General features: G+C 67.7%; 24 protein-coding genes. 15 read left to right on the forward strand and 9 right to left on the reverse strand.

Annotated features, from left to right (window positions below; genetic code table 11):
- Positions 1-85: 85 nt before the first annotated feature.
- The 3 genes from OHS57_RS00815 (at position 86) to OHS57_RS00825 (ending at position 2,183) form a co-directional block, all read left to right on the forward strand.
- Positions 86-988, forward strand: a complete 903-nt coding sequence (locus OHS57_RS00815; protein ID WP_328580560.1) for an ABC transporter substrate-binding protein — start codon at positions 86-88, stop codon at positions 986-988.
- 156 nt (positions 989-1,144) lie between these two features.
- Positions 1,145-1,354, forward strand: a complete 210-nt coding sequence (locus OHS57_RS00820; RefSeq protein ID WP_328580561.1) for a hypothetical protein — start codon at positions 1,145-1,147, stop codon at positions 1,352-1,354.
- Positions 1,355-1,997: 643 nt separating this feature from the next.
- The gene (locus OHS57_RS00825) at positions 1,998-2,183 is read left to right on the forward strand and encodes a hypothetical protein (RefSeq protein ID WP_328580562.1); all 186 of its coding nucleotides are present in this window, start codon (positions 1,998-2,000) and stop codon (positions 2,181-2,183) included.
- A gap of 200 nt (positions 2,184-2,383) precedes the next feature.
- Here OHS57_RS00825 and OHS57_RS00830 read toward each other — a convergent pair whose 3' ends face one another.
- Together OHS57_RS00830 and OHS57_RS00835 are read right to left on the reverse strand one after the other, a co-directional pair.
- The gene (locus OHS57_RS00830) at positions 2,384-2,890 is read right to left on the reverse strand and encodes an SMI1/KNR4 family protein (RefSeq protein ID WP_328580563.1); all 507 of its coding nucleotides are present in this window, start codon (positions 2,888-2,890) and stop codon (positions 2,384-2,386) included.
- Positions 2,868-3,419: a hypothetical protein gene (locus OHS57_RS00835; RefSeq protein WP_328580564.1), complete on the reverse strand. Its 552-nt coding sequence runs from the start codon at positions 3,417-3,419 to the stop codon at positions 2,868-2,870. Before OHS57_RS00835 ends, OHS57_RS00830 begins: the two co-directional genes overlap by 23 nt.
- 77 nt (positions 3,420-3,496) lie before the next feature.
- On the opposite strand from OHS57_RS00835, the gene OHS57_RS00840 reads away from it, so the two are divergent.
- The 3 genes from OHS57_RS00840 to OHS57_RS00850 all read left to right on the forward strand — a co-directional run bounded on the left by OHS57_RS00840 (position 3,497) and on the right by OHS57_RS00850 (position 5,373).
- Positions 3,497-4,033 carry a DUF4240 domain-containing protein gene (locus OHS57_RS00840; protein WP_328580565.1) on the forward strand — a complete coding sequence of 179 codons (537 nt, stop codon included), beginning with the start codon at positions 3,497-3,499 and terminating at the stop codon, positions 4,031-4,033.
- Between the two features lie 90 nt (positions 4,034-4,123).
- Positions 4,124-4,528: a hypothetical protein gene (locus OHS57_RS00845; RefSeq protein ID WP_328580566.1), complete on the forward strand. Its 405-nt coding sequence runs from the start codon at positions 4,124-4,126 to the stop codon at positions 4,526-4,528.
- Positions 4,529-4,695: 167 nt separating this feature from the next.
- Complete coding sequence (locus OHS57_RS00850) at positions 4,696-5,373, forward strand: DUF4253 domain-containing protein (RefSeq protein ID WP_328580567.1); 678 nt, start codon at positions 4,696-4,698, stop codon at positions 5,371-5,373.
- Positions 5,374-5,431: 58 nt separating this feature from the next.
- Here the strand turns inward: OHS57_RS00850 and OHS57_RS00855 are convergent, their stop codons facing one another.
- The 4 genes from OHS57_RS00855 to OHS57_RS00870 form a co-directional block, all read right to left on the reverse strand.
- Positions 5,432-5,827 (reverse strand): DUF5958 family protein, encoded by a 396-nt coding sequence (locus tag OHS57_RS00855; RefSeq protein WP_328580568.1) that lies wholly within the window; start codon positions 5,825-5,827, stop codon positions 5,432-5,434.
- Between the two features lie 755 nt (positions 5,828-6,582).
- Complete coding sequence (locus tag OHS57_RS00860; protein WP_328580569.1) at positions 6,583-7,518, reverse strand: nitrilase-related carbon-nitrogen hydrolase; 936 nt, start codon at positions 7,516-7,518, stop codon at positions 6,583-6,585.
- A gap of 438 nt (positions 7,519-7,956) precedes the next feature.
- Entirely contained in the window at positions 7,957-8,550 is a 594-nt protein-coding gene (locus tag OHS57_RS00865; RefSeq protein ID WP_328580570.1) for a DinB family protein, read from the reverse strand.
- A gap of 421 nt (positions 8,551-8,971) precedes the next feature.
- Complete coding sequence (locus tag OHS57_RS00870; protein ID WP_328580571.1) at positions 8,972-9,586, reverse strand: TetR/AcrR family transcriptional regulator; 615 nt, start codon at positions 9,584-9,586, stop codon at positions 8,972-8,974.
- 76 nt (positions 9,587-9,662) lie between these two features.
- Between OHS57_RS00870 and OHS57_RS00875 the strand changes: the two genes are divergently transcribed.
- From OHS57_RS00875 to OHS57_RS00885, 3 genes are all read left to right on the forward strand, one after another.
- Complete coding sequence (locus tag OHS57_RS00875; protein WP_328580572.1) at positions 9,663-11,138, forward strand: FAD-dependent oxidoreductase; 1,476 nt, start codon at positions 9,663-9,665, stop codon at positions 11,136-11,138.
- Positions 11,139-12,270: 1,132 nt separating this feature from the next.
- A complete protein-coding gene (locus tag OHS57_RS00880; RefSeq protein WP_328580573.1) occupies positions 12,271-12,525 on the forward strand; it encodes a hypothetical protein in 255 nt (84 codons plus the stop codon).
- 275 nt (positions 12,526-12,800) lie between these two features.
- Positions 12,801-15,242, forward strand: a complete 2,442-nt coding sequence (locus OHS57_RS00885) for a GH92 family glycosyl hydrolase (RefSeq protein ID WP_328580574.1) — start codon at positions 12,801-12,803, stop codon at positions 15,240-15,242.
- Between the two features lie 180 nt (positions 15,243-15,422).
- Here OHS57_RS00885 and OHS57_RS00890 read toward each other — a convergent pair whose 3' ends face one another.
- The gene (locus tag OHS57_RS00890; protein ID WP_328584982.1) at positions 15,423-16,157 is read right to left on the reverse strand and encodes an alpha/beta hydrolase; all 735 of its coding nucleotides are present in this window, start codon (positions 16,155-16,157) and stop codon (positions 15,423-15,425) included.
- Positions 16,158-16,334: 177 nt separating this feature from the next.
- On the opposite strand from OHS57_RS00890, the gene OHS57_RS00895 reads away from it, so the two are divergent.
- Positions 16,335-16,727, forward strand: coding sequence for a winged helix-turn-helix transcriptional regulator (locus tag OHS57_RS00895; protein WP_328580575.1), 393 nt, complete (start codon positions 16,335-16,337; stop codon positions 16,725-16,727).
- A gap of 94 nt (positions 16,728-16,821) precedes the next feature.
- Positions 16,822-16,983 carry a hypothetical protein gene (locus OHS57_RS00900; RefSeq protein ID WP_328580576.1) on the forward strand — a complete coding sequence of 54 codons (162 nt, stop codon included), beginning with the start codon at positions 16,822-16,824 and terminating at the stop codon, positions 16,981-16,983.
- A gap of 14 nt (positions 16,984-16,997) precedes the next feature.
- Here the strand turns inward: OHS57_RS00900 and OHS57_RS00905 are convergent, their stop codons facing one another.
- On the reverse strand, positions 16,998-17,123 hold the full coding sequence (locus OHS57_RS00905) for a hypothetical protein (RefSeq protein ID WP_328580577.1): 126 nt from the start codon (positions 17,121-17,123) through the stop codon (positions 16,998-17,000).
- A 129-nt stretch (positions 17,124-17,252) separates the two neighbouring features.
- The gene (locus OHS57_RS00910; protein ID WP_328580578.1) at positions 17,253-17,375 is read right to left on the reverse strand and encodes a hypothetical protein; all 123 of its coding nucleotides are present in this window, start codon (positions 17,373-17,375) and stop codon (positions 17,253-17,255) included.
- A 340-nt stretch (positions 17,376-17,715) separates the two neighbouring features.
- Here OHS57_RS00910 and OHS57_RS00915 point away from each other — a divergent pair, with 340 nt between their 5' ends.
- The 4 genes from OHS57_RS00915 to OHS57_RS00930 all read left to right on the forward strand — a co-directional run bounded on the left by OHS57_RS00915 (position 17,716) and on the right by OHS57_RS00930 (position 21,623).
- Positions 17,716-19,518: a pentapeptide repeat-containing protein gene (locus tag OHS57_RS00915; RefSeq protein ID WP_328580579.1), complete on the forward strand. Its 1,803-nt coding sequence runs from the start codon at positions 17,716-17,718 to the stop codon at positions 19,516-19,518.
- Between the two features lie 68 nt (positions 19,519-19,586).
- A complete protein-coding gene (locus OHS57_RS00920; RefSeq protein WP_328580580.1) occupies positions 19,587-19,868 on the forward strand; it encodes a hypothetical protein in 282 nt (93 codons plus the stop codon).
- 182 nt (positions 19,869-20,050) lie between these two features.
- On the forward strand, positions 20,051-20,494 hold the full coding sequence (locus OHS57_RS00925) for a MarR family winged helix-turn-helix transcriptional regulator (RefSeq protein ID WP_328580581.1): 444 nt from the start codon (positions 20,051-20,053) through the stop codon (positions 20,492-20,494).
- A 181-nt stretch (positions 20,495-20,675) separates the two neighbouring features.
- Positions 20,676-21,623: a class I SAM-dependent methyltransferase gene (locus OHS57_RS00930; protein WP_041999875.1), complete on the forward strand. Its 948-nt coding sequence runs from the start codon at positions 20,676-20,678 to the stop codon at positions 21,621-21,623.
- The last annotated feature ends 293 nt before the right edge of the window (positions 21,624-21,916 follow it).

A 21,916-nucleotide genomic window follows, 5' to 3' on the forward strand; every position in this document is an offset into this window, starting at 1 on the left:
CGACCCCGCGACACCACGACCACAGGACACACCACCGGAACCACCACGGAGCCCGGTGCGACAACGCCGAGAAAGGCCGCCGAACATGGCACTCAAGAAGATCGTCAGCGAGACGTCAAGCCCCGTCTTCTCACTGCCCTACTTCGTCGCACGCGACGAGGGCTACTTCACCGAGGAGGGCCTCGAACTGGAACTGGTCCGCAAGGGCGAGCGGGAAGCGGTCATCAAGCCGGTCGAAGACCACCACCTGATCTCGTCTTTCACCAGCAGGTCGAACTTCGAGGCCGGCGACGCCTCGCTGTACCGGGCCTGCGAGTGGGGCCAGATCCGCCGCTCCTACGACAGCGAGGCGGGCGGCCAGGTCGTCAGCAAGCGCGCGGCCGTCGGCAGCCAGGCGATCTACGTCCGGCCCGACGACCCGGCCAACCACCCGCAGGACCTGGCCAACCGCGCCGTCGCCGTCAACTTCCACCACGGCTCGCACTACATCGGAATCCAGACCCTCGAGGGCTTCCTCAACAAGGACGAGATCAACGTCGTACACGTCGGCGGGCCCAAGGAGCGCTTCGAGGCCCTGCGCGACGGCAAGGTCGACGCCGCAGCCGTGATGGAGCCGTGGATCACCGTCGCCGAGAAGCTCGGCTACAAGCTGATCGCCGAGGCATTCTACGTCGGAGCCGAGATCGCCAACCCGGAGCTTGACCCCGACACCTTCACCGCCATCCAGCGCGCCGTCATCAAGGCCGTCCACAAGATCAACGAAGACCCCAAGCCGTACCTGCACTACCTGATCGCCGACGTGCCCGAGGAGATCGTCCACCTCGACCCCACCGACTTCCGCCGCGACCGACTGCGCTACACCGAGCCGGTGCCTTATCCGGCGGGAGAGTTCCAGCGCACCTACGACTGGATGGTCGCCTGGGACCTGATCCCGGAGGACGCCGACTTCACCCAGATCGTGGACAACCGCCTGCAGATAGCGATCTGAGCGGTCAAAGCCACGTAACCCGCTCAACCCACACGCCGAGCCGCCCGAAACACACACCACACTCCGGGCGGCTCGGCGCGCGGGTTCACCGCGCGCCGCAACCGCGCAGAGCCGACGAAAGACAACGCCCTCCTGCTGCCCGGCGAGCGCGAGTTGATGAACAACCGGCAAGGCCAGCACCTCGGCCAGTGGAACGACCGCCTCCAGGTCGACGGCCTGCCCGCCCTGCACAGCTTCGTCAACGGTCTCAGCCAGGACTTCGACGCCGTCGAAGCCCACAACAACAAGATCAAGATGCTGAAACGCCAGGTGTTCGGCCGCGCCAATTTCGATCCCCTGCGCAAACGGGTCCGCCTCGCGGCATGAGGCCGTTCATGATCGCGGGTTCGGTGCCCCTCCGTGGTTCCGGCACTGAAAGTGAGAACCACTTTCCAGCCGTCGCCGACACACCTGTGCCGGGACGGTCCCTCCCGCCTGCCGCTCATGGTCGCCAACGGCTGACGCCTGCTCCCCGCACCCGCGGGGATACTCGTCACGTCGGAGTCACTGACAATCGATCATCTTCGCTATTCATGCTCAGCAGCAAAGCTTGTCTGCCGGTTTGGGAATCAGTTGATGATCACTGGGCCTCGGAATGTTCACGAAAGACCGCGTCAGCGCATGAACCAGCGCCGGCTCGGCCGCCGGCTCCGGTGTCAGGGGACACGTTGGCGCCCCGGAAAGACGCTCGCCGCCTGCCGTCTAACCTCTCCTCTTGAGGGGTGGGATTATGGAAAAGTCGATCTTGGCTCAGTCCATCAGGTACTCCGCTATGTGCCAGGGGTGCGGTGCCGAGGCGGAGTGGTGCGGTGTTCAGGCGCTGGTGGGCGAGGCACTGCGGTGGGATGTTGAGTTGACGTGTCCGGACTGCGGGTTTGCCCTGGCTGTTTGTGGTGGTGATCTGCCGGAGGAACTGCGTGGCCGACTGCTCTCCGAGCAAGGGCGGGCAAGGTTGCGGGTAGCCCCGCCGATGAGGAACGCCGCCATCATGCGGGTGCTGCGGGCGGAACTCGGGATCGGCCTGGACGGCGTCCGGGCCGTGCTGGAGCAGATCCTGGCCGGACAGTACTCAGGGACTATGCCCGAGATGGAGCTCCTGGCGCGGAAGCTGCGGGCCTCAGGCATCGAAGCGGCCGCTTCACGCGCGGTGGATTGAGTGAACCTGCCGGGCGAAGCGACTGGGGTCCGCGAGGACGGGCGGCCCACGCGGCAGGCCGTGGCAGGGATCAGCCGGCCTCGGCTGCCTCCTCGCCGCGGGCTCGGGTGCTGGCCAGATCTCCAACGTCCGGCCGGCCAGCGCCTTTCGTTCCCGCCGCAGAATGCGAAAACCGGGCGTTCGACCGGCTCCACGGCCGCTCACTCGAACCGGCTGAGAGGCTGAAGGCCCTCCACGAATGCCCGGAAGTCGGCCGCGAGCGGCAGTTCTGCGCCGGAGTCGGTGTCGAACCAGGTCACCGACGGTTCCCCCAACGCGCTGTAGGCCCGGTAGTCGAGACCGATCCAGTAATGACCGTCACCGGACAGCAGCACGACTGGAGACGGCAGACCCCACTCCTCCACCAGGTACGGCGTGTCCAACAGCGACAAGCCGTGCCCGCCGGTGCCGATCCCCATCAACTCGGTGAACGGGATGTGGTCCTCGCTCCACGAGGTTGGCTGATGGGTCGGAAAGGCATCCCGGTCGGCCGTGACACCGCCGCCGTTTTGCACACGCAAAAGGTCGAGCAGCGATTCGGGGAGTCGCAGCCCGAGGACGCGCTCCGCGTCGGCGACGGTCGCCTGGGTCAAGGCGGGCTGAACACCGTAGGTGTGTCCGCTCCAGAAGGACGCCTTGATCTCATCAAACTTCATCGGCTCCTCCACTCGGACCGTCGCGGCGAACCAACTGATCAAGCTCTTCAGCGGAGTCGGCGGCGAGGCGGTAGATGCCCTGGAGGCTCACCGAGCGAGTCAGCCGCCCGTCCTCGACGTACTTGAGCAGGCGCTCGCCACGACGAGATGTGAACGTCAGCCGCTCCAGAGGGTCCCCGGGGACGGCCGTGACGAAGGTGAGCGGGGCACCTGGCGGTCCGACAAGCACTTCAGTGACACATCCAGCCTTGAGCGGGCGCCAGTCCAGCAACTTCACGTAGTCATCATCGGGAAGCACCGATCCGACGTTCTCGTAGGGAACGATGTGAGCTACCTCCAACATCCCCAGCACATGGAGGCGGGTGCGGTGCACACGCACCGGGTAGATGCGGTCGCCAGGCTGCACCCCCGCGCGCTGGAAGCTCGGCAACGACTGGTGCGGCCCGCCGAACAGCATCGTCAGTCGCTGACCGGCATAGCCAGACCGCTCAAGCTCTCGGCACAAGTCGTTGGTCCACAACGTCGTATATGCGTTCGACACGCCGGCACGGTAGCCGTGCCCTCTGACAGGCACCGTGCCGGGAGCCGATGTCAGTACGTGGTGGCATGCTCGCGGCCATGAACAAGGAGCATTTCTGGATGTTGATCGAGAAAGCCCGTGAACACGTACCTGACACCAGGGGCGGTTCCAATATCGCCGACTGTGCCTCCGCGTTGCTTGCTCGCCGCTCAGTCCAAGAGATCACCGCGACACAGCAGACCCTGTGGGATCTCATGGCCGACTCCTACCAGAACCGGCTGTGGGCTGCCGCCTATGTCGTCAACGGCGGCTGCTCGGACGACGGCTTCGAGTACTTCCGAGGCTGGCTGATCGCACAAGGACGTACGACATTCGAGCGCGTCCTTGCAGCCCCCGACACACTTGCCGAAATCTCCCACGTCCGCACTGCCGCGGCTGAGGGCACCGACCTCGACTGCGAAGACATGCTGAGCATCGTCTGGAACGCACACCAGAAGGCCACCGGCCAGGAACTCCCCGCCGATGCCTTCACCATCCGGTACCCGGACCTGGACCCTGCCTGGGACTTCGATTTTGACGACCGTGAAGAGATGGCTCGTAGGCTTCCCGCCTTGACCGCGCTGTATTCGTACTGACAGCAGTCGGCAACATCCCGTGATGCCGATAGAGCCCAGCCTGAACTGCCCCACCGCAACTGCTACTCGAGTCCTATCCGGAAGGCCATCATGAGCTGGGACGTGATCCTCCTTCGGCTGCCCGACGACGTCACCTCGGTGCAGGAGATTCCCGCCAACTACACCCCGGACCCGCTGGGCCGGCGACACGACGTACTCGCGGCTGTCACCCAGGCCGTTCCCGATGTTGATCTCTCGGACCCCGCGTGGGGCGAACTTTCCGGCCCCACGTGGTCCATCGAGCTCAACATCGGCTCAGAAGACCCGGTGGACTCCGTCATGCTCCACATCCGAGGCTCCGGCGACGACGTGCTGACGCCCGTCCTCCATCTCGCCCAGGCTCTGCGGTGCAAGGCACTCGACTGCGCCGAAGGGGACCTGATCACGCCGGGGCAGACGTCGGGCTGGCACGCTTTCCAGCAGTTCCGCGATCGAGTGGTGGGACCCTCCCCGTGATACCTCCAGGTCACAGCGCCAGCATCAGCCCCATGCATCCGGAAACCCGATTGGGCCTTGAAACGATGCTTCCGCCCGGTCGGATGGTCACGTCCGATGAGGGCGACGGAGATGTACAACCCCTATGGCTCAGTGACGGGCCGGCCACGGCCGAGCTGTGGACGCGGATGCACGCCGAACACGTGCGCTCCGGCCTGTGGCCGCTGCTGCTCGACTCGTTGGATCCGAGCGACAGCGGATTCCGCCCATGGGGATCCGGGGAGGTCTTCCCCGAGCAGATGTCCTCCCCGGCAAGCCACGACCCTGCCGACCTCCTCGCCCAGTGGTGGACGACCTACACAGCCGTCGACGAAGACGACGACATGCTCGACACCGACAGGCGCCTGGCCGTCACGGCCCCCTTCGGGCAGACCTGGCCCGGTCTCGCGTCCAGTCGGGAAACGACAACGAACCCCGATCAACTGGCCGCCGAATTCGCGCAGGCGTTCCTCGCTGACCTCCCCCAGACGCGCCTGGGGCTTGTCGCCGCCGTATCCGGTGCCGAGGCGCTGACGGCCGCGGGCTGGACCGGCCCCTGCAACTACGACAATGACACCGCGAAGTTCTCAGCGGTCGTCCGAGATTGGGAGCACCGGTTCGGTGCTCGTGTCGTAGCGGTCGGCTTCTCCACGCTGCACCTCAGCGTCGCCTCGCCTCCCGTGGACGAGCACGAAGCTCTCCTGGTCGCGGCCGAGCACTTCGCCTTCTGCCCGGACAACATCTGGCAGGGCAGCAGGCCGTACACACTGGCCGCATACGCCGAGCGGATCACCGGTGCCCACCACTGGGACTTCTGGTGGGACTGACCCGCTACCCGGAAGACGATCGACCGGGAAGTGACCTTCAGAGTGCCGTGCTGGTTTGTCAGGCGACAGACAGTCTGTGCCACCAGTGACTGCAGCCGCCGGAGCAGAAGCGCTCGCGGCGCCGTCCGTCGGCGACCGCGAGCACCGCGATCAGCAGCCGGAACGCCTTACGACGTTCGTCGAGAGGCGCGAGACCGGCGATCTTTCCCAATTGCTCGTCTGTCCGGCCTCGTGAGATCAGCACTGCGGGTGTGTGCGTCGGGCGCAGCCCGGCCCGGCGGATGCTCTCTGGTGCGTCCTCGATGACTGCGCGCGCCTGGACGCAGTGATGGCGCAGAAACAGCAGCACCTCGGACTGCTCTTCCCGACCGAGGCCGTCGAACCATCCGATGCCCTCTGCCATCGGACGCAGCCCCTGCGCGAGCTGGTTGATCAGGACACAACGTTCGTTCACGACTGCCTTCCGTGGGATAGACGCCGCTCGCAGCGGTGATCAGGATTCCAAGCAGCACCGCCAGATCGGCCGCGCCTTCTGCGTCGTCGGCCCTCGGCGTCCGTGTCTACTTCATCCATGTCCGCGTCCTGCCACCCGACACCACCGCCAGCAAAGCTGGCTAAGCCACCCGCGTCACCCTCACCCGAAACGACCTCATCAACCCCGACACCACCTGCCCCGCCCCAACCAAGGAGCAGCTCAATGGAATTCCGGGCCGCGCGACAAGCCACCTACCCTCGCCCGACGACGAGCCGCCGTCCCCTTCGCCATGCTCCAAGACGGCACCTTCTACGAGCCCCACCCGCCCCATCACCTTGACCAACACCATTGGGGGCACATTACCTACTGGGTAGCGCCGCAATGGGGCGCGCGGCCTTCGGAGTTGGCTTGGCTTTCTTCCCCTGTCGCTTCCATGTCTTGGGGCATGGCGGGACCCCTGCTGCGTGCGTACGGCGCCACGAACCGCATCCCGGGCTGGCACATACGGGCCTGTCCTGCGGTGCGGATCACTCGATGCCTCGGTCAACTTCGCCCCGCCCGGCTCCGACCGGAGCGTCGTACAGCCGAAGCCCTTGCCCCGGCCTCAACCGTTTCCGTTCGGGGAACGGTCACCGTGACCGTTCCCCGAACGGTCACGCGACGCTCGCATGCGTAGCGTCGGCAGACGGCGGGCGTGCGCCGTCTGCCGGGGGGGGTGCGGGCGGTGGGTGGTTTCAGCGGGCGGGTTGCAGGGTGGGGTTGAGGGCGAGGCGGTTGTCGGAGGGGTGGTGGCCTTCGGGGCTGAAGGGCGGGACGGCGGCGGGGAGACAGTCCGCGATGAGCAGGCAGTCATGGTGGCGGTCCTCGGCGGTGGCGGCGATCAGAGGTTCGCCGTCGGGGGCCCAGATCCCGGAGTTGCCCTGGTACTGCCAGGCCCCGGCGGGGACCTGTTCCCAGCCGCGGCGGTTGGCGTAGGCGATGAACAGACGCCAGATGGCGGCCATGGCGGGGATGATGTGGCGGGTAGCGTCCTGGTAGGGGACCTGGCTCATGGTGCCGTCGGCCAGACGGAAGTGCCCGTCGGCGGCGGTGGGCCCGAGCACGACCTGGGCGCCGCGTGCGGCCAGGTGCTGATACAGCGGCGGGAACTCGCACTCGTAGCAGTTGAGCACGCCCACCCCGATGCCGTTCAGACTGACCACGGGCGGCAGGTCCTGTCCGAAGGAGTAGTTGCGCCGCTCGGCGGCCCCGTACAGATGGGTCTTGCGGTAGTTCGCCACCACCAGCCCGTCCGCGGCGATGATGCTGATCGAGTCGTAGAACGCATTCCCCTCGCGTTCGGGGTAGGGCAGGACCACGGCCAGGGCGTTCTCCTTGGCCGCCAGCCGCGCTCGCTCGACCGAAGGGCCCTCACGGTGCTCGGCCAGCTCGCTGCACTGCTCGGGGCCGATCGCGTAGCCGGTGGTGTACTTCTCCGGGAAGACCACCACCTGACAGCCGTATTCCGCCGCCAGCGCGGTCACCTCCACCAGACGCTCCAGGTTCTGCCCCACCGCCTGCCGGGTGCCGACCGGGCCCTGGCCCTGGTACAGCCCCACCCGCAGCCCTTCGCCGGCAGCGGGCGCATCGCGCGAGGCAGAGCGGAACACGACACGGACAGGCTGAGTCATCAACAGGACATCCCTCAATCAAGGACGGTCCGGACGACCGCCATCAGCAAGAACGACTCACCCCGCCGCCGGACACCAAGATCCCCAGCCGGCCCGAATTCTTGACCGAGACAGCCACCGACCCCCGCAGACGGTGCGTATGCGGGCGCGGTCCGGGCTGCGCGCGGTGCCGCCGAGGTCGGGGCCGGGTCCGGCCGCTCCGACCGTGCAGCTCGAAGGCCGGGCAGTGCAGCGACCTTCCCGCCGCACTGCGGCACTACCAAGCGCGAAAGAGCCCCGACCGGACGGGGCTTGCCTTCGAAGGGTCGTCGCGACACGTGATCACTGACGTGTGGTGGCGAGCAGTTTAGACAGACGCTCGGCTGGGGTTTCCCAGCCGAGCGTTTTGCGTGGGCGGCCGTTGAGTTCGGCGCCCCCACCTCCCCGCACGCACTCAGCTCAGCTTGGCCTGGCCTGGGCCTCCTTCGCGGACGCCTCCAGCCTGTTCCAGTACTCCCGGTACCAGGCCTCGTCGCCGCCATCCATGTTGCTGTTCGTCTCCCGCAGGCCGGCCCTGCCGTCGATCAGCTCGCGGACGATGTCGGCGTGGCCGGCGTGCCGGTTCGTCTCGGCCGTCATATGCAGCATGATCCGCTGAAGCGTCACGTCGCCGTTGTCACCCCACCACGGGACGTGGCCCATCGCATCGAGCGGCAGCTCCTCGATCGTCGCGTCCGCGTGCGCCCAGGCGCGGTGGTAAAGGCCGAGGATATCCTCGCGCGCCTCGTCGGCGGGTGCCCACATGTCCGAATTGGGCTCGGCCCCCTCCTCGTCCCAAGGGAGCGATTCGTTGTGCGGGCGGCCGAAGGTCGGGCCGAAGTACCCGAACTCGACGCTGGCGAGGTGCTTGACGAGACCGAGGATGTTGGTGCCGGTCGGCGTCAGAGGGCGGCGGCTGTCGTACTCGGACAATCCCTCCAGCTTCCAGATGATGGCCTCACGGGCCGCCTTGAGGTAGCCGTGCAGGTCCTCTTTAGGATCATTGGGGTTCATAAGGCCGAGTCTCGCATCACCTGCCGACCGCTCGCGCGGCCTCCCCGGCTACGCAGAAGGCATCAGCTGGCGACGGGGCCGCCTACGCCGCGAGCCGGCCGGCCCAGGGTGAAGAACTCGCCGATGAGGCTCGGCTCGCACTGCTCGACTTGGATGGCGCGCAGCCGGAGTTGCGGGGACCCCTTCTCCGCCGGCACGAGGAGACGAGGGCGTGGCTCCCGGTCCCCGATCCCCCGAACGCTCATTGAGTTGTCCTGACTTGCCACGCCGCGACAGCGAAGCTCTCGTTCTCAAGGCCCGTTCGACGGCCCTCCCCTGGCGTCGCGTGGACGTGACGGGCAAGGCGGAGCACCGGCTCGACAATCGCCTGAAGGCGCTCGCCGCCGACGTCCACGGTCTGGGTGACCACCCTGCCCCGGCTTCAGCGCGGCGAGGCCTGGTACGAGATCGGTCCCTGCTGTAGGAGAGGGAGGGTGATGTCGTCGACGATCGCGCGGATGCGGGCTTGGCTGGGGGGTTCCAGGTGCATCAGCAGATCGTGGCGGATCAGGTCGAAGGGGAGGTCCTGGACGGCTGGGGGGATGTGAGTGAGGTCCAGTTCGCCGCGGTCGTTCGCGCGTTGGTAGATGGTGCGGACGCGGGTGAGCGCTTCGGGGTCCATGATCTTGGTACGGATCTGGGCGGGGGTGAGGCCGCTGTCGGCCAGGAAGCCGGAGAAGGTGGCGGCGGTGGCGATCGCGAGGAAGCCGGCCAGGGCTTGACTCGCGGCCGTCAGGTAGTCGAGTAGATCGGTGCGCAGGGCGCCGGTGTCGTCGACGGTGATCGGGTTGTCCTTGCGGTGGCGTTCGAAGACGGCGAGGACGAGTTCGTCCTTGTTGGACCAGCGGCGGTAGAGCACGGGTTCGCTCGTGCGGGCGCGGACGGCGACCGACTCCATCGTCAGGCGTGCGTACCCGGTCTCGCTCAACTCGTCCCAGGCGGCCGCGAGGAGAGCGGTTTCGAGCTCAGCGCCGTACCGGCGGCGGGGTGGGGTCACCCACTCACCATAGAAAGGTTTGCCTTTCTTGACAACCCGGAGTAGAAAGGAATTGCTTTCTAGAGAGGTGATCGTGGTGACCGAGGTTCTGATTGTCGGTGCTGGCCCGACCGGGCTCACGCTGGCCTGCGTGCTGGCCCGGGACGGGGTGCCGTTCCGGCTGATCGAGGCGGCGGCCGGGCCGCAGCCGGGTTCGCGGGGGAAGGGGATTCAGCCACGCACGCTGGAGGTGTTCGAGGATCTCGGGATCCTCGAACGGGTGCTGGCCGACGGGCGGGTCGGGACGCCGATCCGGTCGATCGGGTCTGATGGGCGGGTCGAGAAGAGCGGGGGTGAGCCGATCGAGGAACGGCCGGATGTTCCGTATCAGTCGGGGCTGATCACGCCGGAATGGCGGATCGAGGAGGCGCTCCGGCTGCGGCTGGCCGAGTTCGGGGGTGCGGTGGAGTTCGGTACGGCGCTCACCGGGTTCCAGCAGTCGGACGATGGGGTGAGCGCGAGCGTCGTACGGGGTGGCGTGGTGGAGACGGTCGAGGCGCGGTGGCTGGTCGGGTGCGATGGAGGGCATAGCGTCGTACGGAAGCAGGCCGGGATCGCCTTCGCGGGCGAGACGTTGGACGACGTACGGATGATCGTTGCCGACGTCGGGGTCGCTGGGTCGGACCGGGATGCGTGGCAGATGTGGCGACATGAGGAGGGGATGGTCGCGCTGTGTCCGCTCCCGTCGACGGATCTCTTTCAGTATCAGGCGAGTATTGGACCGGGGCAGGATCCCGGCCTTACGCTCGCGAATCTGCAGGAGATCTTGGTACGGCGGAGTGGCCGCAGCGATCTCAGGCTGGGTGAACCGGAGTGGGTGACGCTGTGGCGGGCGAACATCCGGCTCGTCGAGCGGTATCGCGAGGGGCGGGTGTTCCTGGCCGGGGATGCGGCGCACATTCACTCACCTGCTGGTGGGCAGGGAATGAATACGGGCATTCAGGATGCGTACAACCTTGGGTGGAAGCTCGCTGCGTCGCCTACGCTCTTGGACAGCTACGAGGACGAGCGTCGGCCGATCGCGGCCGGTGTGCTCGCGCTGTCGAATGCGCGGCTGGCGGAAACGCTTGCGGCGAAGGGGATCCCGATCCGCAGCGACGGGGACACTAGGCAGCTCAACCTCAACTATCGTGGGTCTGCCCTGGTGTGGGACGACCGTGATGAGACGGCCGAGCTCCGAGCTGGGGATCGCGCTCCGGATGCGACTGACCTGTTGACAACAGACGGCGTATGGCGGCATCTCTTCGAGCTGACCGGAGGTGGGCGATTCACGCTGCTGAACTTCGGGCCTCGGATCGATCCGCCGGCTGGTGTCAGGACCCTGCAGGTCGTGGGCGACCTCGTAGATACTGAAGGTCACCTTGCGAGTGCTTACGGCGCAGGCGATCACACGCTGGTGCTGATCCGCCCGGATGGCTACATCGCGTGCATCTCCGATGCCGGTGATCTTCCCGCCGTACTCAGGCATGGAGAAACTACAGGCGTTGGCAGATCGGCTGGTCGCCGACGGTGAGGTGCCGGGCGCGGTTGTCCGGTTGACGGACGGATGCGAGCACGGGGTGGGTCGGCGGGTGCTGTCGGCAACGATTCGGTGTTTCGGATCAGCTCGATGACCAAGCCGTTGGCTGTGGTGCCTGCGTTCTGGCAGCGCTACGGCTCCACCGGCGGTAGTCCGACAGCAGGCCGCGTGTGGACCTCGGCTCGCTGATCTCCAAAGCAGTACGTCGCGAGCCCGGCGCGGACCGTGTCCTCGTCGAGGCCAGGGTCGCGGCGGCGGCCGCGCAGGACGAGAGCGAGCTGGCGGCGGCTTCGGCGAGCTGGTGTCGGCGGTGGAGCGTCAGATGGTGCGGGTCATCCTTTTAGCTGTACTGCATTGGCCGACCTTGTGGTGGCGCCACAGTTGCACCACAGTCCAGGCCAGCAGGACGGCAAATACGGCCAGGAGGGCACCTGCGATCCCGGCCTGGCGGCCTGCCGACCTGTCCTGCTGCAAGACGAGGCCTAGCACAGACAGGAGTGTCCCCACCGCGTAGACAGAACGGACGCGCCTCAGCTGACGCACCGCGCGAGGAGGAAGCGCAACACGCTTCACGACAGTCATAGCGCCCTGCTACCCGAACCCTGCGGGGATAAGCGCGCACCGCCGATCATCAGATCCCGCTTCGCACGAGGCACGGTGCAAGCGTCGAAAATTGAGCCCCTCTCCCCGGCCTCCTCTGGACCGTCCTGGCCGTAGCGGCACTTCCCCGCCGGGCCAGCCCCAAAAGGGCGCGCCGTCGAACGGGTCGTGGCTACCGTCCGCGAGGTGCTGCGCCGCCGGCGCGGCGCTTCAAGGGCATCGTCAACGGTCTGTTGCCGCTGATCAATCAGGTCCTTGAGGACCGGCACGGCCCCGGTACGGTGCCCGCACCGCCCCAGGCCACCCTGTACCGGCTCGGCACCTCTCGTCCGCCCCCGGAGAGCTGTCCGGCGGGGCCGTTTACCAGATGCCCGCGAGCCTCGACAGGCAGGCTTTCGCACCCCCGCCACGGCAGTGCGACCCGGCGCGCTGTGCGGCCAGCACATCGCGGCGGTCTGAGCGCCGAGCAGCAGCTCGCGGCGCCCGAGGGGATCAACCACGGCCAGCTTTCTGGTGCGTTGCCACCGTGAACCTGACCGGCCTGAGGGAGCGCGGGCTGTTCGTCACCAAGCTCGGGGGCGGCAACGCCTATCCGGACAGCCTCGACATGCTGCGCCAACTCATCGTGACGGCACTGGAAATGCACGCACGCAAGCCCTTGGTTCTCGCGGAGAGCGGCAGCACGTTCCCGTTGAGCCGTACGGTCGAGGCGTACGAGGCCCTGTCAGCGCCCGCACTCCGGCCAGATCATAGTCATCTCCGAACACCAGTAGGCCAGTAGGATCATTCCACGTCCGCTCACACGCCCGATGCGGCGTCCCGTGCGGTGTGTACAGCGGTGGCGAACTCCCACTCTCACGGCGCCGGGCGGACGTGAGGGCCGAGTCGGCGACCCGTCCTTCCGCGCCGCTTCCGTGCCGCTTCCGTGCCGGTTACATCCATTGACTTGTGATCAACCGAGTGGAAAGGTCGCCTCCGCGCCCTAGACAACGTTGTCAGACACGAGCCCTCGGACGGTGGCGCGCGGACTGGCAGGGCGTGGAGATGGAGAGCGGCATGGGACAGGACGCACCTCTGGGCGGGCCCCACCTGACGCGCAAGACGTTCCTGCGGGGTCTTGCCGTGACCGGCGCGGGCGTGGCGCTCGCGCAGTCACCGCTGCTGGGTGGCGTGGCCGGCGCGGTGTCCGACCCGGCGAAGGGCGCGGGCGCCGGGGGCGGCTCCAGGGACCTGGCCGGGCACGTGAACCCGTTCGTGGGCACGGCGATCCAGAAGGACAGCCCCTCCGTCTTCGGCGCTCAGCAAGCCGGGAACACCCACCCCGGAGCCGTCGCGCCGTTCGGGATGCTCACCTGGGGGCCGGACACGGTCGAGAAGCAGCCGGGCGGCTACTCCTGGGCTGCCCCGACCGTCCGCGGTTTCAGCCTGACGCACATCTCGGGCGGCGGCTGCGACTCGCTCGGCGACTTCCCGTTCATGCCGTTTCCCGGCGAGGTGACCTCCTCGCCCGCCACGACACCCGAGCGCTACGCCTCGGCCTTCTCCCACGACGCGGAGTCCGCCTCACCGGGCTACTACGGAGTGCACCTGGACAACGGCGCGAAGGCGGAGTTCACCGCGACACAGCGCGCGGGGACGGGCCGCTTCACCTATCCGCGCGGCAAGACGGCGAGCCTGCTCGTGGACGTCTCGGGCTCGGCGGCCGGAACGAGCGCCGCCGAGGTGCGAGTAGGGCGCAACACGCTCAGCGGCTCGGCCACGAGCGGCATGTTCTGCGGCGCGGCCGACTCCTACCAGGTCTACTTCTGGGCCGAGTTCGACCAGCCGTTCAAGACCTGGGGCACCTGGAGCGGAGACTCCGTGCAGCCCGGCGGTTCGAAGGCGTCGTGCGAGGCGCAGCAGAGCGACACGGACGACACGAGCGAGGGCGTGTGTCTCGCCACCGGCACGAGCGCCGCCGGTACCGGCACGGCCGGCTGCGGCGCGTACGTCACCTTCCACGGGCCGGTGGCCGAGGCCCGGGTGGGTATCTCCTTCACCAGCGTGGCCGCCGCGCGCGCCAACCTGCGCGCGGAGAACCACGGCAGCTTCAAGGCCCAGCGCGCACGGGCCCGAGCCACGTGGAACGAACAGCTCGGAGCGATCCGCGTCGACGGCGGCGAGCCCGCGGACCTCGCGACCTTCTACACCGCGCTCTACCACTGCTTCCTGCACCCCAACGTCTTCTCCGACGCGAACGGCGAGTACACGGGCTTCGACGGCAAGACGCACCGCACGCGACGCGGGCACGCGCAGTACGCGAACTTCTCGGGCTGGGACGTCTACCGCTCCCAGATCCAACTGCTCGCCATGCTCGCGCCGCGCGAGACGAGCGACATGATGCAGTCGATGGTGAACGACTACGCACAGGGCGGCCAACTGCCCAAGTGGTCGCTCGCCAACGACGAGTCGTACATCATGGTCGGCGACCCGGCCGCGCCGATCTTCGCCGAGGCCTACGCCTTCGGGGCCAGGGACTTCGACACGCGGGCAGCGCTCGACGCGCTCGTCGCGCAGGCCACGAAGGCGAACAGGATCAGGCCCGGCATCGAGGACTTCCAGAAGTTCGGCTACCTGCCGGCCGACCGGACGTACGAGCAGTACCACTACGGTTCGGTCTCCACCTCGCTGGAGTACAACACCGCCGACTTCGCCATCGCAGAACTCGCCCGGCAGACCGGGGACATGCGCACCGCGCGGACCTTCGACCAGCGCGCACAGTACTGGCGCAAGCTGTTCAACCCGAAGACCGGCTACGTACAGGGGCGCAACGCCGACGGCTCCTGGGTCGCGGACTTCGACCCGGCGAGCCCCGCGAACTTCGTGGAGGGCAACGCCGCGCAGTACACCTGGATGGTGCCCTTCGACGTGCGCGGCCTCTTCGACGCACTCGGCGGCGACAATGCCGTCCGCGCCCGCCTCGACACTTTCTTCACCCAGCTCAACGCCGGGATGGACAAGCCGTACGCCTGGATGGGCAACGAACCGAACATCCCGGCCCCTTACCTGTACGCGTACGCGGGCGCGCCGTACCGCACGCAGGAGGTCGTACGCCGCGCGATGACGGAGTTGTATACCCCGGAGGCAGGCGGGCTGCCGGGCAACGACGACCTCGGCACGATGAGCGCCTGGTACGTGTGGTCGGCACTCGGCATGTTCCCGCAGGTGCCGGGACGGGCCGAACTGGTCCTCGCCAGCCCGCTGTTCCGCGCCGCCACCGTACGACTCGGCTCGGGCCGCACCATCGAGGTGCACGCACCCCACGCCGCACGGAACGCGCCGTACGTGCGGGGGCTACGCGTCGACGGCCGCCGCTCCACGAAGCCGTGGCTGCCGGCCACCTTCGCGCACACCGGCGGCCGCCTCGACTTCTCCCTCGCGGCGACACCGGACCGGCACTGGGGCAGCGACCCGACCGACGCCCCGCCCTCCTTCGGCAAGAACAGCCACCGAGCCTGACCCTCCCGAGCCCCTTCCGGCCGTGCGCGCCGGAAGGGGCCGCGGCACGCGGCGACCACGAACAGACCTGCACCGGCAAACGGGAAGACCAACAGGCCGCTCCCTGACCCTCGCAGGCCACAACCGCAGCGGAACGCGCTGCCAGAGGCCGGCCGAGCGCCCGGACATCCTCTGCGAGTGTCAGGGACTGACGGCAGCCTTGAGAAGCAACTCGCTCAGCTCGCCGGGCATGGTGACCATACAGTCGTGACCGGTCGGCAGTTCCCACACGCGCGCCGGAGAACCGTTGGGCTGTAGCGCGGGGACGGGCGGCAGCGTGAAGCCTTCCGCGTTCCCGCCGTTGCAGCGGATGTGGGTGTGCGGGATCGCGTTCGCAGCCGGGTTGTCCAACCGGACCGGTTGCTGGATGCAGCGCACCGGGTGATCCGAGATCACCGTGCGCAGCCACGCGACGTCGGCCGGGTCGGTCACTCCGAACAGGCCGAGCGGGGGCGGCTGTTCCGGGGGCGGCGGAATGAGCCACGGGCGACCGGATTCCGCGGCCAGGTCGATCAGGCCCTGCAGTTCGGGCAGGGTGTCGAGCGGGGTCTCGCCGTCCTGAGGGACCATCGAGTCGACGTACACCAGGTGCGCGATCCGGTCCGGCACCTGGTTGGCTGCGGACGAGATGACCGCCCCCGCGTAGCTGTGGCCCACGAGCACTACGTCGCTGAGGTCCGCTTCGTCGATCAGCCGGACGACATCGTCGACGTGCGTGTCGAGTCCTACTTCAGGGCTGAGCAGATGCGCCTTGTCGCCGTAGCCGGTCAGCGACGGAGCGAGCACACGATGTCCGGCCGACTCCAGCGGCGGAACCACGCGCTCCCAGGACTGTCCACTGTGCCAAGCACCGTGAACCAGTAGAAATATTGACATGACAGGAACGATCTTCTTTCTCAAGGCGTCGAGGCATCGAGGCATCGAGATGCACCGACAAAACAGCGGTTACGATTCACGTCTCGGTTCCCTTTGGGAACCACAATCATCATGGTGTGCCCGACCCTGACCGGGCAATAGGGCACATTCCCGTGCCATGGTTCCTTGGAGGTAACGATGACCGTGACGGACAGTGAGCCGGTTCCGGAGCAGCAGGACGCGAGTCGGCTCCGCGTCGTCCTCGGCATGGTCGGGGACAAGTGGTCACTTATGGTCGTGTGCAACCTCAGAGAAGGGCCGCAGCGCTTCTCCGAACTCAAGCGCACCGTCGACGGAATCAGCCAGCGCATGCTCACCGTCACCGTGCGCAATCTGGAACGGGACGGCATCCTCACCCGCACCGTCCACAACGCCATGCCGCCCCACGTCAGCTACGCGCTCACCCCGATGGGCAGCACGCTTTGTGAGGCCACGTTGCCCCTCCTGGAGTGGAGTGCCGAACACCTGGCGCTCATCGACTCCGCGCGCGCCGAGTACGACACCCGCGCCGACGCCGCAACGCACGACTGATCGCTGCCCTGACCACGCTGATCGGCGCCTGCGTCGAAGCAGCGTCGCTGTCCGCTGCGAGCTGGCCGGCGACGGTCCGGGGTCGACGACGAGGATGACGGCTGCCGCTTCGGCGGCATCGGCGCGGTCGGTCCAGGAGACGGGTTCCGTCGGCCGGGGCGATGATATTGCCGGTCTGCTGCCACGGGCCCAGCAGACAGCCGAAGGCCGGGTGTGGAACGGGCTGTCCGCTCCGGCCCCCTGGTGGCTGGTGTAGATGATGCGGCGGGCTCACGCAGCGACGGCAGCGTCGATGCCGACGCGGTGCAGGGCGACGGCGTCGGCGTGCGGGTCGTTGAAGGAGACGAGCAGGACCTGCTCGTCGCCCTCGTAGGAGCCCTGGCCCGGACCCGGCACGGCGAGAGCGGCAGGCGGCGGCCGGAAACGTCCAGTTCGGGCGGTGCTGCAGGGCACAGCAGAGCGCCCGCCCAGTAGTTTCGGGCGGGCCTTCCAATTCCCTCAGACAGCTATCCGGTGCGGAGCGTCCTACTGGATACAGCCGCCCATGCAGAGGGTGGTGAACTGGGTGATGCCGGTGGGCTCTGCGGCGGAGGCGCCGGGCATGAAGCCCACCGTGAGCGCGGCGGCAGCCAGCAGGCCGGCGGACAAGCGAGCCATAGTACGCATAGGCAATTTCCCCCGGGTGATGGAATCGAACAACTCGGTCAGCACAGCTCCCAATGACTCTAGATGCAGACCACCGCGGGAGAACCAGGGTTGAGGAACACGGCGTGTGCTCCCCCGCATCCCGTTCCATGGCGCCGCCCTTCCAGAAGCTCCGCGCCGTGCGCAGCCAGTGTGCACCGATTGCGCATCTCAGGTCAGGAACCGAAGTCCCGAATGCACACGGGCTATCCGAGCCATGCCTGAACAGATAGCGTGCCGCAGAGTTGTAACAGGTTGACGGACCGTACCCACGGCTCATCTGTGAAGAGCTACACACCTGTGCATGACGACAACCTCACCGCCCGGCTGGCCTCATTGCGGATATGACTCGTCCACGGGGGATCCGGTGGGGTGCCGTGGCATCACCATCCCCGGATCGGCGAACTGTCTCGCACACGCCGCTCCGGCCGAACGCACCGCGTATCTGGGATCCCTCGCGCCAGGCGGGGAGTTGAACCTGTGCGGCGTCACCATCAGCTCGAGCCTCCTGGACGACGTACTCGCACAGTTCACCGAGCCCGGTACCGGCCACTTGAGGATCGGTGCCGCCCGGTTCGACTCGGCCACTTTCACCGGCGACGTTTTCTTCGACTCGGCGACCTTCACAGGCGACGCATGGTTCAACTCGGCCACTTTCACGGGCCAAGCCATTTTCGACTCGGCCACCTTCAACGGCGAGGCATCGTTCGACTCGGCCACCTTCAACGGCGATGCAGTGTTCAACTCCGCCACGTTCTCCGGCGACGCCTTGTTCGAATCGGCCACCTTCGCTCGTGACGCCTGGTTCACCCCGGTCACCTTCACCGGCAAGGCTTGGTTCACCCACGGGAATTTCATGGCGAATGCCGACTTCAGCTCTGCCAACTTCACCGGCGCCGCCTGGTTCCTCACTACGGCCTTCAGCCAGGACGCGCACTTCGGGTCCGCCACCTTCACCGGCAACGTCGTGTTCGAATGGGCTGCCTTCGCCGGTGAGGCCGAGTTCCGCTCGGCGTCTTTCGAGAGAGCTGCGTTCCTGGGACCGCTGCGTGGCGACCGGGTGGATTTGTCGGAGGCCACCTTCGGGTCTCCGATCAGGGTCGAGATCGACGCGAAGTCGCTCGTATGCCGTCGGACTCACTGGCTGGATACCGCCAGGGTCTGGGTTCGCTACGCCGAAGTGGACCTGAGTGACGCGGTCTTCGACCATCCCTTGACGATCGCCGCCCGCCGTCGGCCGCCTGCCACGGGGGCTGGCGCGTTCGCCGATGCCGACCCGCAGGCCCAGGTGACCTCCCTGCAGGGCGTGGACGCCGCGCACCTGGTGCTCACCGACATGGACCTGTCCCGTTGTCTGTTCTCGGGCACGGTTCATCTCGACCAGGTGCGGTTGGAAGGGCAGTACCGTCTGGCCACCGCCCCCGCCGGTCTCCGACGGCGCGGCGTGTGGCCGGTGCGGTGGACACCACGGCGGACACTGGCAGAAGAACACCACTGGCGGGCCTCACGACAGGTGGGCGCAGACGGCTGGGAGCCAGCTCCCCAGGGGCGAGAGGTGTTGACGCCGGCGGCCCTTGCCCCGGTGTACCGGCAGTTGCGCAAGTCGTTCGAAGACGGCAAACACGAGCCCGGTGCGGCCGACTTCTACTACGGCGAGATGGAGATGCGCCGTCACGCCGACGACATTCCTCGCGGCGAACGGAGGCTGTTGACCCTCTACTGGGCCCTGTCCGGCTACGGCCTGCGCGCATCCCGCGCTCTGGGCTGGCTCCTGGCCGCCATGACACTGACAGTGCTTCTCATGATGCTCTGGGGCCTGCCCCAAGGCGACACCCCCACGCGCAGCACCGGCGACCTCACCGGTCGACACGTCGTACTCACCACCACGAATGCCGACCCGGCCAATCCCACAGGCCCGCTTCATCGCCGACTGACCAGTGGACGATTTGAGAAAAGTCTGCGTGTCGTCGTCAACTCCGTGGTCTTCCGCTCCTCCGGCCAGGGCCTCACGACCACCGGCACCTACACCGAGATGGCGTCCCGCCTTACCGAGCCCGTCCTCCTTGGTCTCGCGGCCCTTGCTGTCCGCAGCCGCATCAAACGCTGACAGCCGGCAACGGTCCTGCCGTGCAGGGTTCCCCGCGTCGCCGGGCGGTGTGGCCGTGAGATGAGTGCATGACCGTGGCGGATGCAGGCGAACGGGAGCAGGCACCTGGAAATACGTTCCCGGGGGGCCTCGTGGGCGCGGCGGCCGTTGTCGCGGAAGTAGTGCTCGCCCAGGCCCTGCGCGGCGATGTTCAGCAACTGCCGCCCGCCGGGCTTGATGTCGATGTCAGCGCGCTACCTGCGTTCTCTCTGCCTTGTTCGGCCGTGGGCCGCACCGCCTGTTCCTCCATCGTGTCGACAACCAATTTAGTCAGTAATATTGACTACTTTACTGATATAGCGACGCCATGACAACCGCAACCCGCGTGCGGCGGCCGAGGGGGCGGGCGCGTGCGGAACATGGCGAGCGCGCAGTCGGGCGCGCCACCGAGCCCGAGGCTGAGGCCAGGATCGGCGGGCGATCCGGCCCGGCGGCGGTTGTCGTAGGGTGTGAACCTCGTGGGATCAGGTGGGCGACGGAGCCGAAAGTGGTTATGGACGACGAGCAGCGGGTCAATCTGGGGACGTCGCTGTTCATCCCGTACCGGTACACCGAGGATCGGATGTTCCGGGCCCTGCAGGACGCCGGGTTCGACGACTGGACCCTCGCCCAGTGCCGGGTGTTCCAACGCGTCGCCCCGGACGGCTCGCGCCTCACGGACCTCGCCGACCAGGCACAAATGAGCAAACAGAGCGCCGGCGTACTGGTGGACCAACTGGAACGCCTCGGCTACGTCCGCCGGGTCCCCGACCCCACGGACGGGCGCGCCCGATTGATCGTGATCGAGGAGCGCGGCCGGCGGGCAGTCGAAGTGGCCTCGGCGACACTCGACGAGATCCTCTCGGAGTGGAAGGCCTACCTGGGCACCCGCAACTTCACGTTGCTGCACCAGATCCTGGACCAGCTCCGCGAAATCACCGACCCCTACGCCCGGTAGCCCCGACCGCGCCGAGCCGCCCCACCCCCCGGCCCCCGGTTCGCCCCGGGCCGCCGGGGCGGTGGGCGCCGACAAGCTTCGACTCCACCGTGATGTAGTCAGCTTGATTGACTTATTCGTCAGTTATTCTGACGGTAGGGCGCGTGGCTGCCAACGCGGTCTTTCAAACAAGGAGTGAGTCATGAACGACAACATCGAGCAGAGCGATCCGGTGGCCCTACTGGAAGGTCAGGTGTGGGCGATGGCCGCGGTGGTCGCGACCTTACGGGAGACCGGGACGAGCTCACTGGAGGAGGCTCTGGCGGCGGACCCGGCGCGTACCGCAGTGCTGGAAGCGGCCGGCGTCGTGCGACGGGACGGGGGGAAGGCGACAGCCGCCCCCGTGTTGCAGCTCGGTCCCGCCTCCTCCAACATGGCGTCCGCCCGGCTCAGTTCGATGCGGCAGGCGGTCGCCGCCGCCGCCGGCGAGGCCGTCACGGGGTGGGACGGGCAGAGCGACAACGTACTGCTCGATCAGGGACGCGCCTCCGCGGGCACCGGGCACGCGCTCGCCACGCGTCTCGTGCCCTCCCTGCCGGGACTCGCCGACCGACTCGCCACCACGGGCAGCCGCATTCTGGACATCGGCACCGGGACCGGCGCGCTCGCCCTCGCGCTGGCCCAGGACCTGCCGCACGTCCATGTGACCGGGATCGACAGCCTGGAGCGAGCGATCCGGCTGGCCGGCCAGGAATTGGTCAAGGCTGGACCGGAGTCCGCCGACCGAGTCGAGGTGCGGCATCAGGATGCTGTCGATCTGCGCGAACGGGATCTCTACGACCTGATCTGGCTGCCCGCACCTTTCCTGTCCGACGACGCGCTGAACGCCTGCCTCCCTCACGTGACGGCTGCCCTCACGGACGGAGGATGGCTGGTGGCCGGCACCAACCCGGCACCGCCCGAGCCGCTGCTCGCAGCCGTCGCCGACTGGACTGCGGCGCGCAACGGCGGCAGCGCGACGACCTCACACCGGATGAAACAGGCGCTGAGCGACCTGGGGTTCCAGGACCTGCGCCAGATTGCCACGGCGCCAGGCGGCCCGGTACTCGTGGCCGGCCGCCGCCCGAAGCACGCCGCGTCCGTGTCGTAACCAAGCGGTCGAGCGGTGACCGACACCCCGCGGCGCTTCCGCCGAAGGAGGTGTCGCGTCCACGTTTCCGCCGCTTCAGGGCCGTTCCTCATTTTGGTGGTCGCGGAGTGGTCCTTACCCAGGGCTTCGGGAGGACCACTCCGCGATCCCGGTTCATCGGGATGCCCTGGCCGCTGACTCAACGAGGGCGTTCGGGGAGAAGCTGGTGCTCGTCCGCGTTTCGTCCGTGCCCCGCGACGGAGCGGTTCCACGACGAGCACCTGGTGCGCACCGACCGTTTTGCCCAGCTGACG

The organism is Streptomyces sp. NBC_00370 (genome assembly GCF_036084755.1).
Classification (GTDB): domain Bacteria; phylum Actinomycetota; class Actinomycetes; order Streptomycetales; family Streptomycetaceae; genus Streptomyces.

What these genes read in the sequence shown, in the direction of transcription:
- OHS57_RS00915 (WP_328580579.1), top strand. Translation starts at nt 17,716, where the DNA reads ATGACGACAACCTCACCGCCCGGCTGGCCTCATTGCGGATATGACTCG.
- OHS57_RS00900 (WP_328580576.1), top strand. Translation starts at nt 16,822, where the DNA reads ATGACGGCTGCCGCTTCGGCGGCATCGGCGCGGTCGGTCCAGGAGACG.
- OHS57_RS00890 (WP_328584982.1), bottom strand. Translation starts at nt 16,157, where the DNA reads ATGTCAATATTTCTACTGGTTCACGGTGCTTGGCACAGTGGACAGTCC.
- OHS57_RS00815 (WP_328580560.1), top strand. Translation starts at nt 86, where the DNA reads ATGGCACTCAAGAAGATCGTCAGCGAGACGTCAAGCCCCGTCTTCTCA.
- OHS57_RS00850 (WP_328580567.1), top strand. Translation starts at nt 4,696, where the DNA reads ATGCACGCCGAACACGTGCGCTCCGGCCTGTGGCCGCTGCTGCTCGAC.
- OHS57_RS00820 (WP_328580561.1), top strand. Translation starts at nt 1,145, where the DNA reads ATGAACAACCGGCAAGGCCAGCACCTCGGCCAGTGGAACGACCGCCTC.
- OHS57_RS00930 (WP_041999875.1), top strand. Translation starts at nt 20,676, where the DNA reads ATGAACGACAACATCGAGCAGAGCGATCCGGTGGCCCTACTGGAAGGT.
- OHS57_RS00865 (WP_328580570.1), bottom strand. Translation starts at nt 8,550, where the DNA reads ATGAACCCCAATGATCCTAAAGAGGACCTGCACGGCTACCTCAAGGCG.
- OHS57_RS00895 (WP_328580575.1), top strand. Translation starts at nt 16,335, where the DNA reads ATGACCGTGACGGACAGTGAGCCGGTTCCGGAGCAGCAGGACGCGAGT.
- OHS57_RS00920 (WP_328580580.1), top strand. Translation starts at nt 19,587, where the DNA reads ATGACCGTGGCGGATGCAGGCGAACGGGAGCAGGCACCTGGAAATACG.
- OHS57_RS00860 (WP_328580569.1), bottom strand. Translation starts at nt 7,518, where the DNA reads ATGACTCAGCCTGTCCGTGTCGTGTTCCGCTCTGCCTCGCGCGATGCG.
- OHS57_RS00845 (WP_328580566.1), top strand. Translation starts at nt 4,124, where the DNA reads ATGAGCTGGGACGTGATCCTCCTTCGGCTGCCCGACGACGTCACCTCG.
- OHS57_RS00885 (WP_328580574.1), top strand. Translation starts at nt 12,801, where the DNA reads ATGGGACAGGACGCACCTCTGGGCGGGCCCCACCTGACGCGCAAGACG.
- OHS57_RS00840 (WP_328580565.1), top strand. Translation starts at nt 3,497, where the DNA reads ATGAACAAGGAGCATTTCTGGATGTTGATCGAGAAAGCCCGTGAACAC.
- OHS57_RS00825 (WP_328580562.1), top strand. Translation starts at nt 1,998, where the DNA reads ATGAGGAACGCCGCCATCATGCGGGTGCTGCGGGCGGAACTCGGGATC.
- OHS57_RS00925 (WP_328580581.1), top strand. Translation starts at nt 20,051, where the DNA reads ATGGACGACGAGCAGCGGGTCAATCTGGGGACGTCGCTGTTCATCCCG.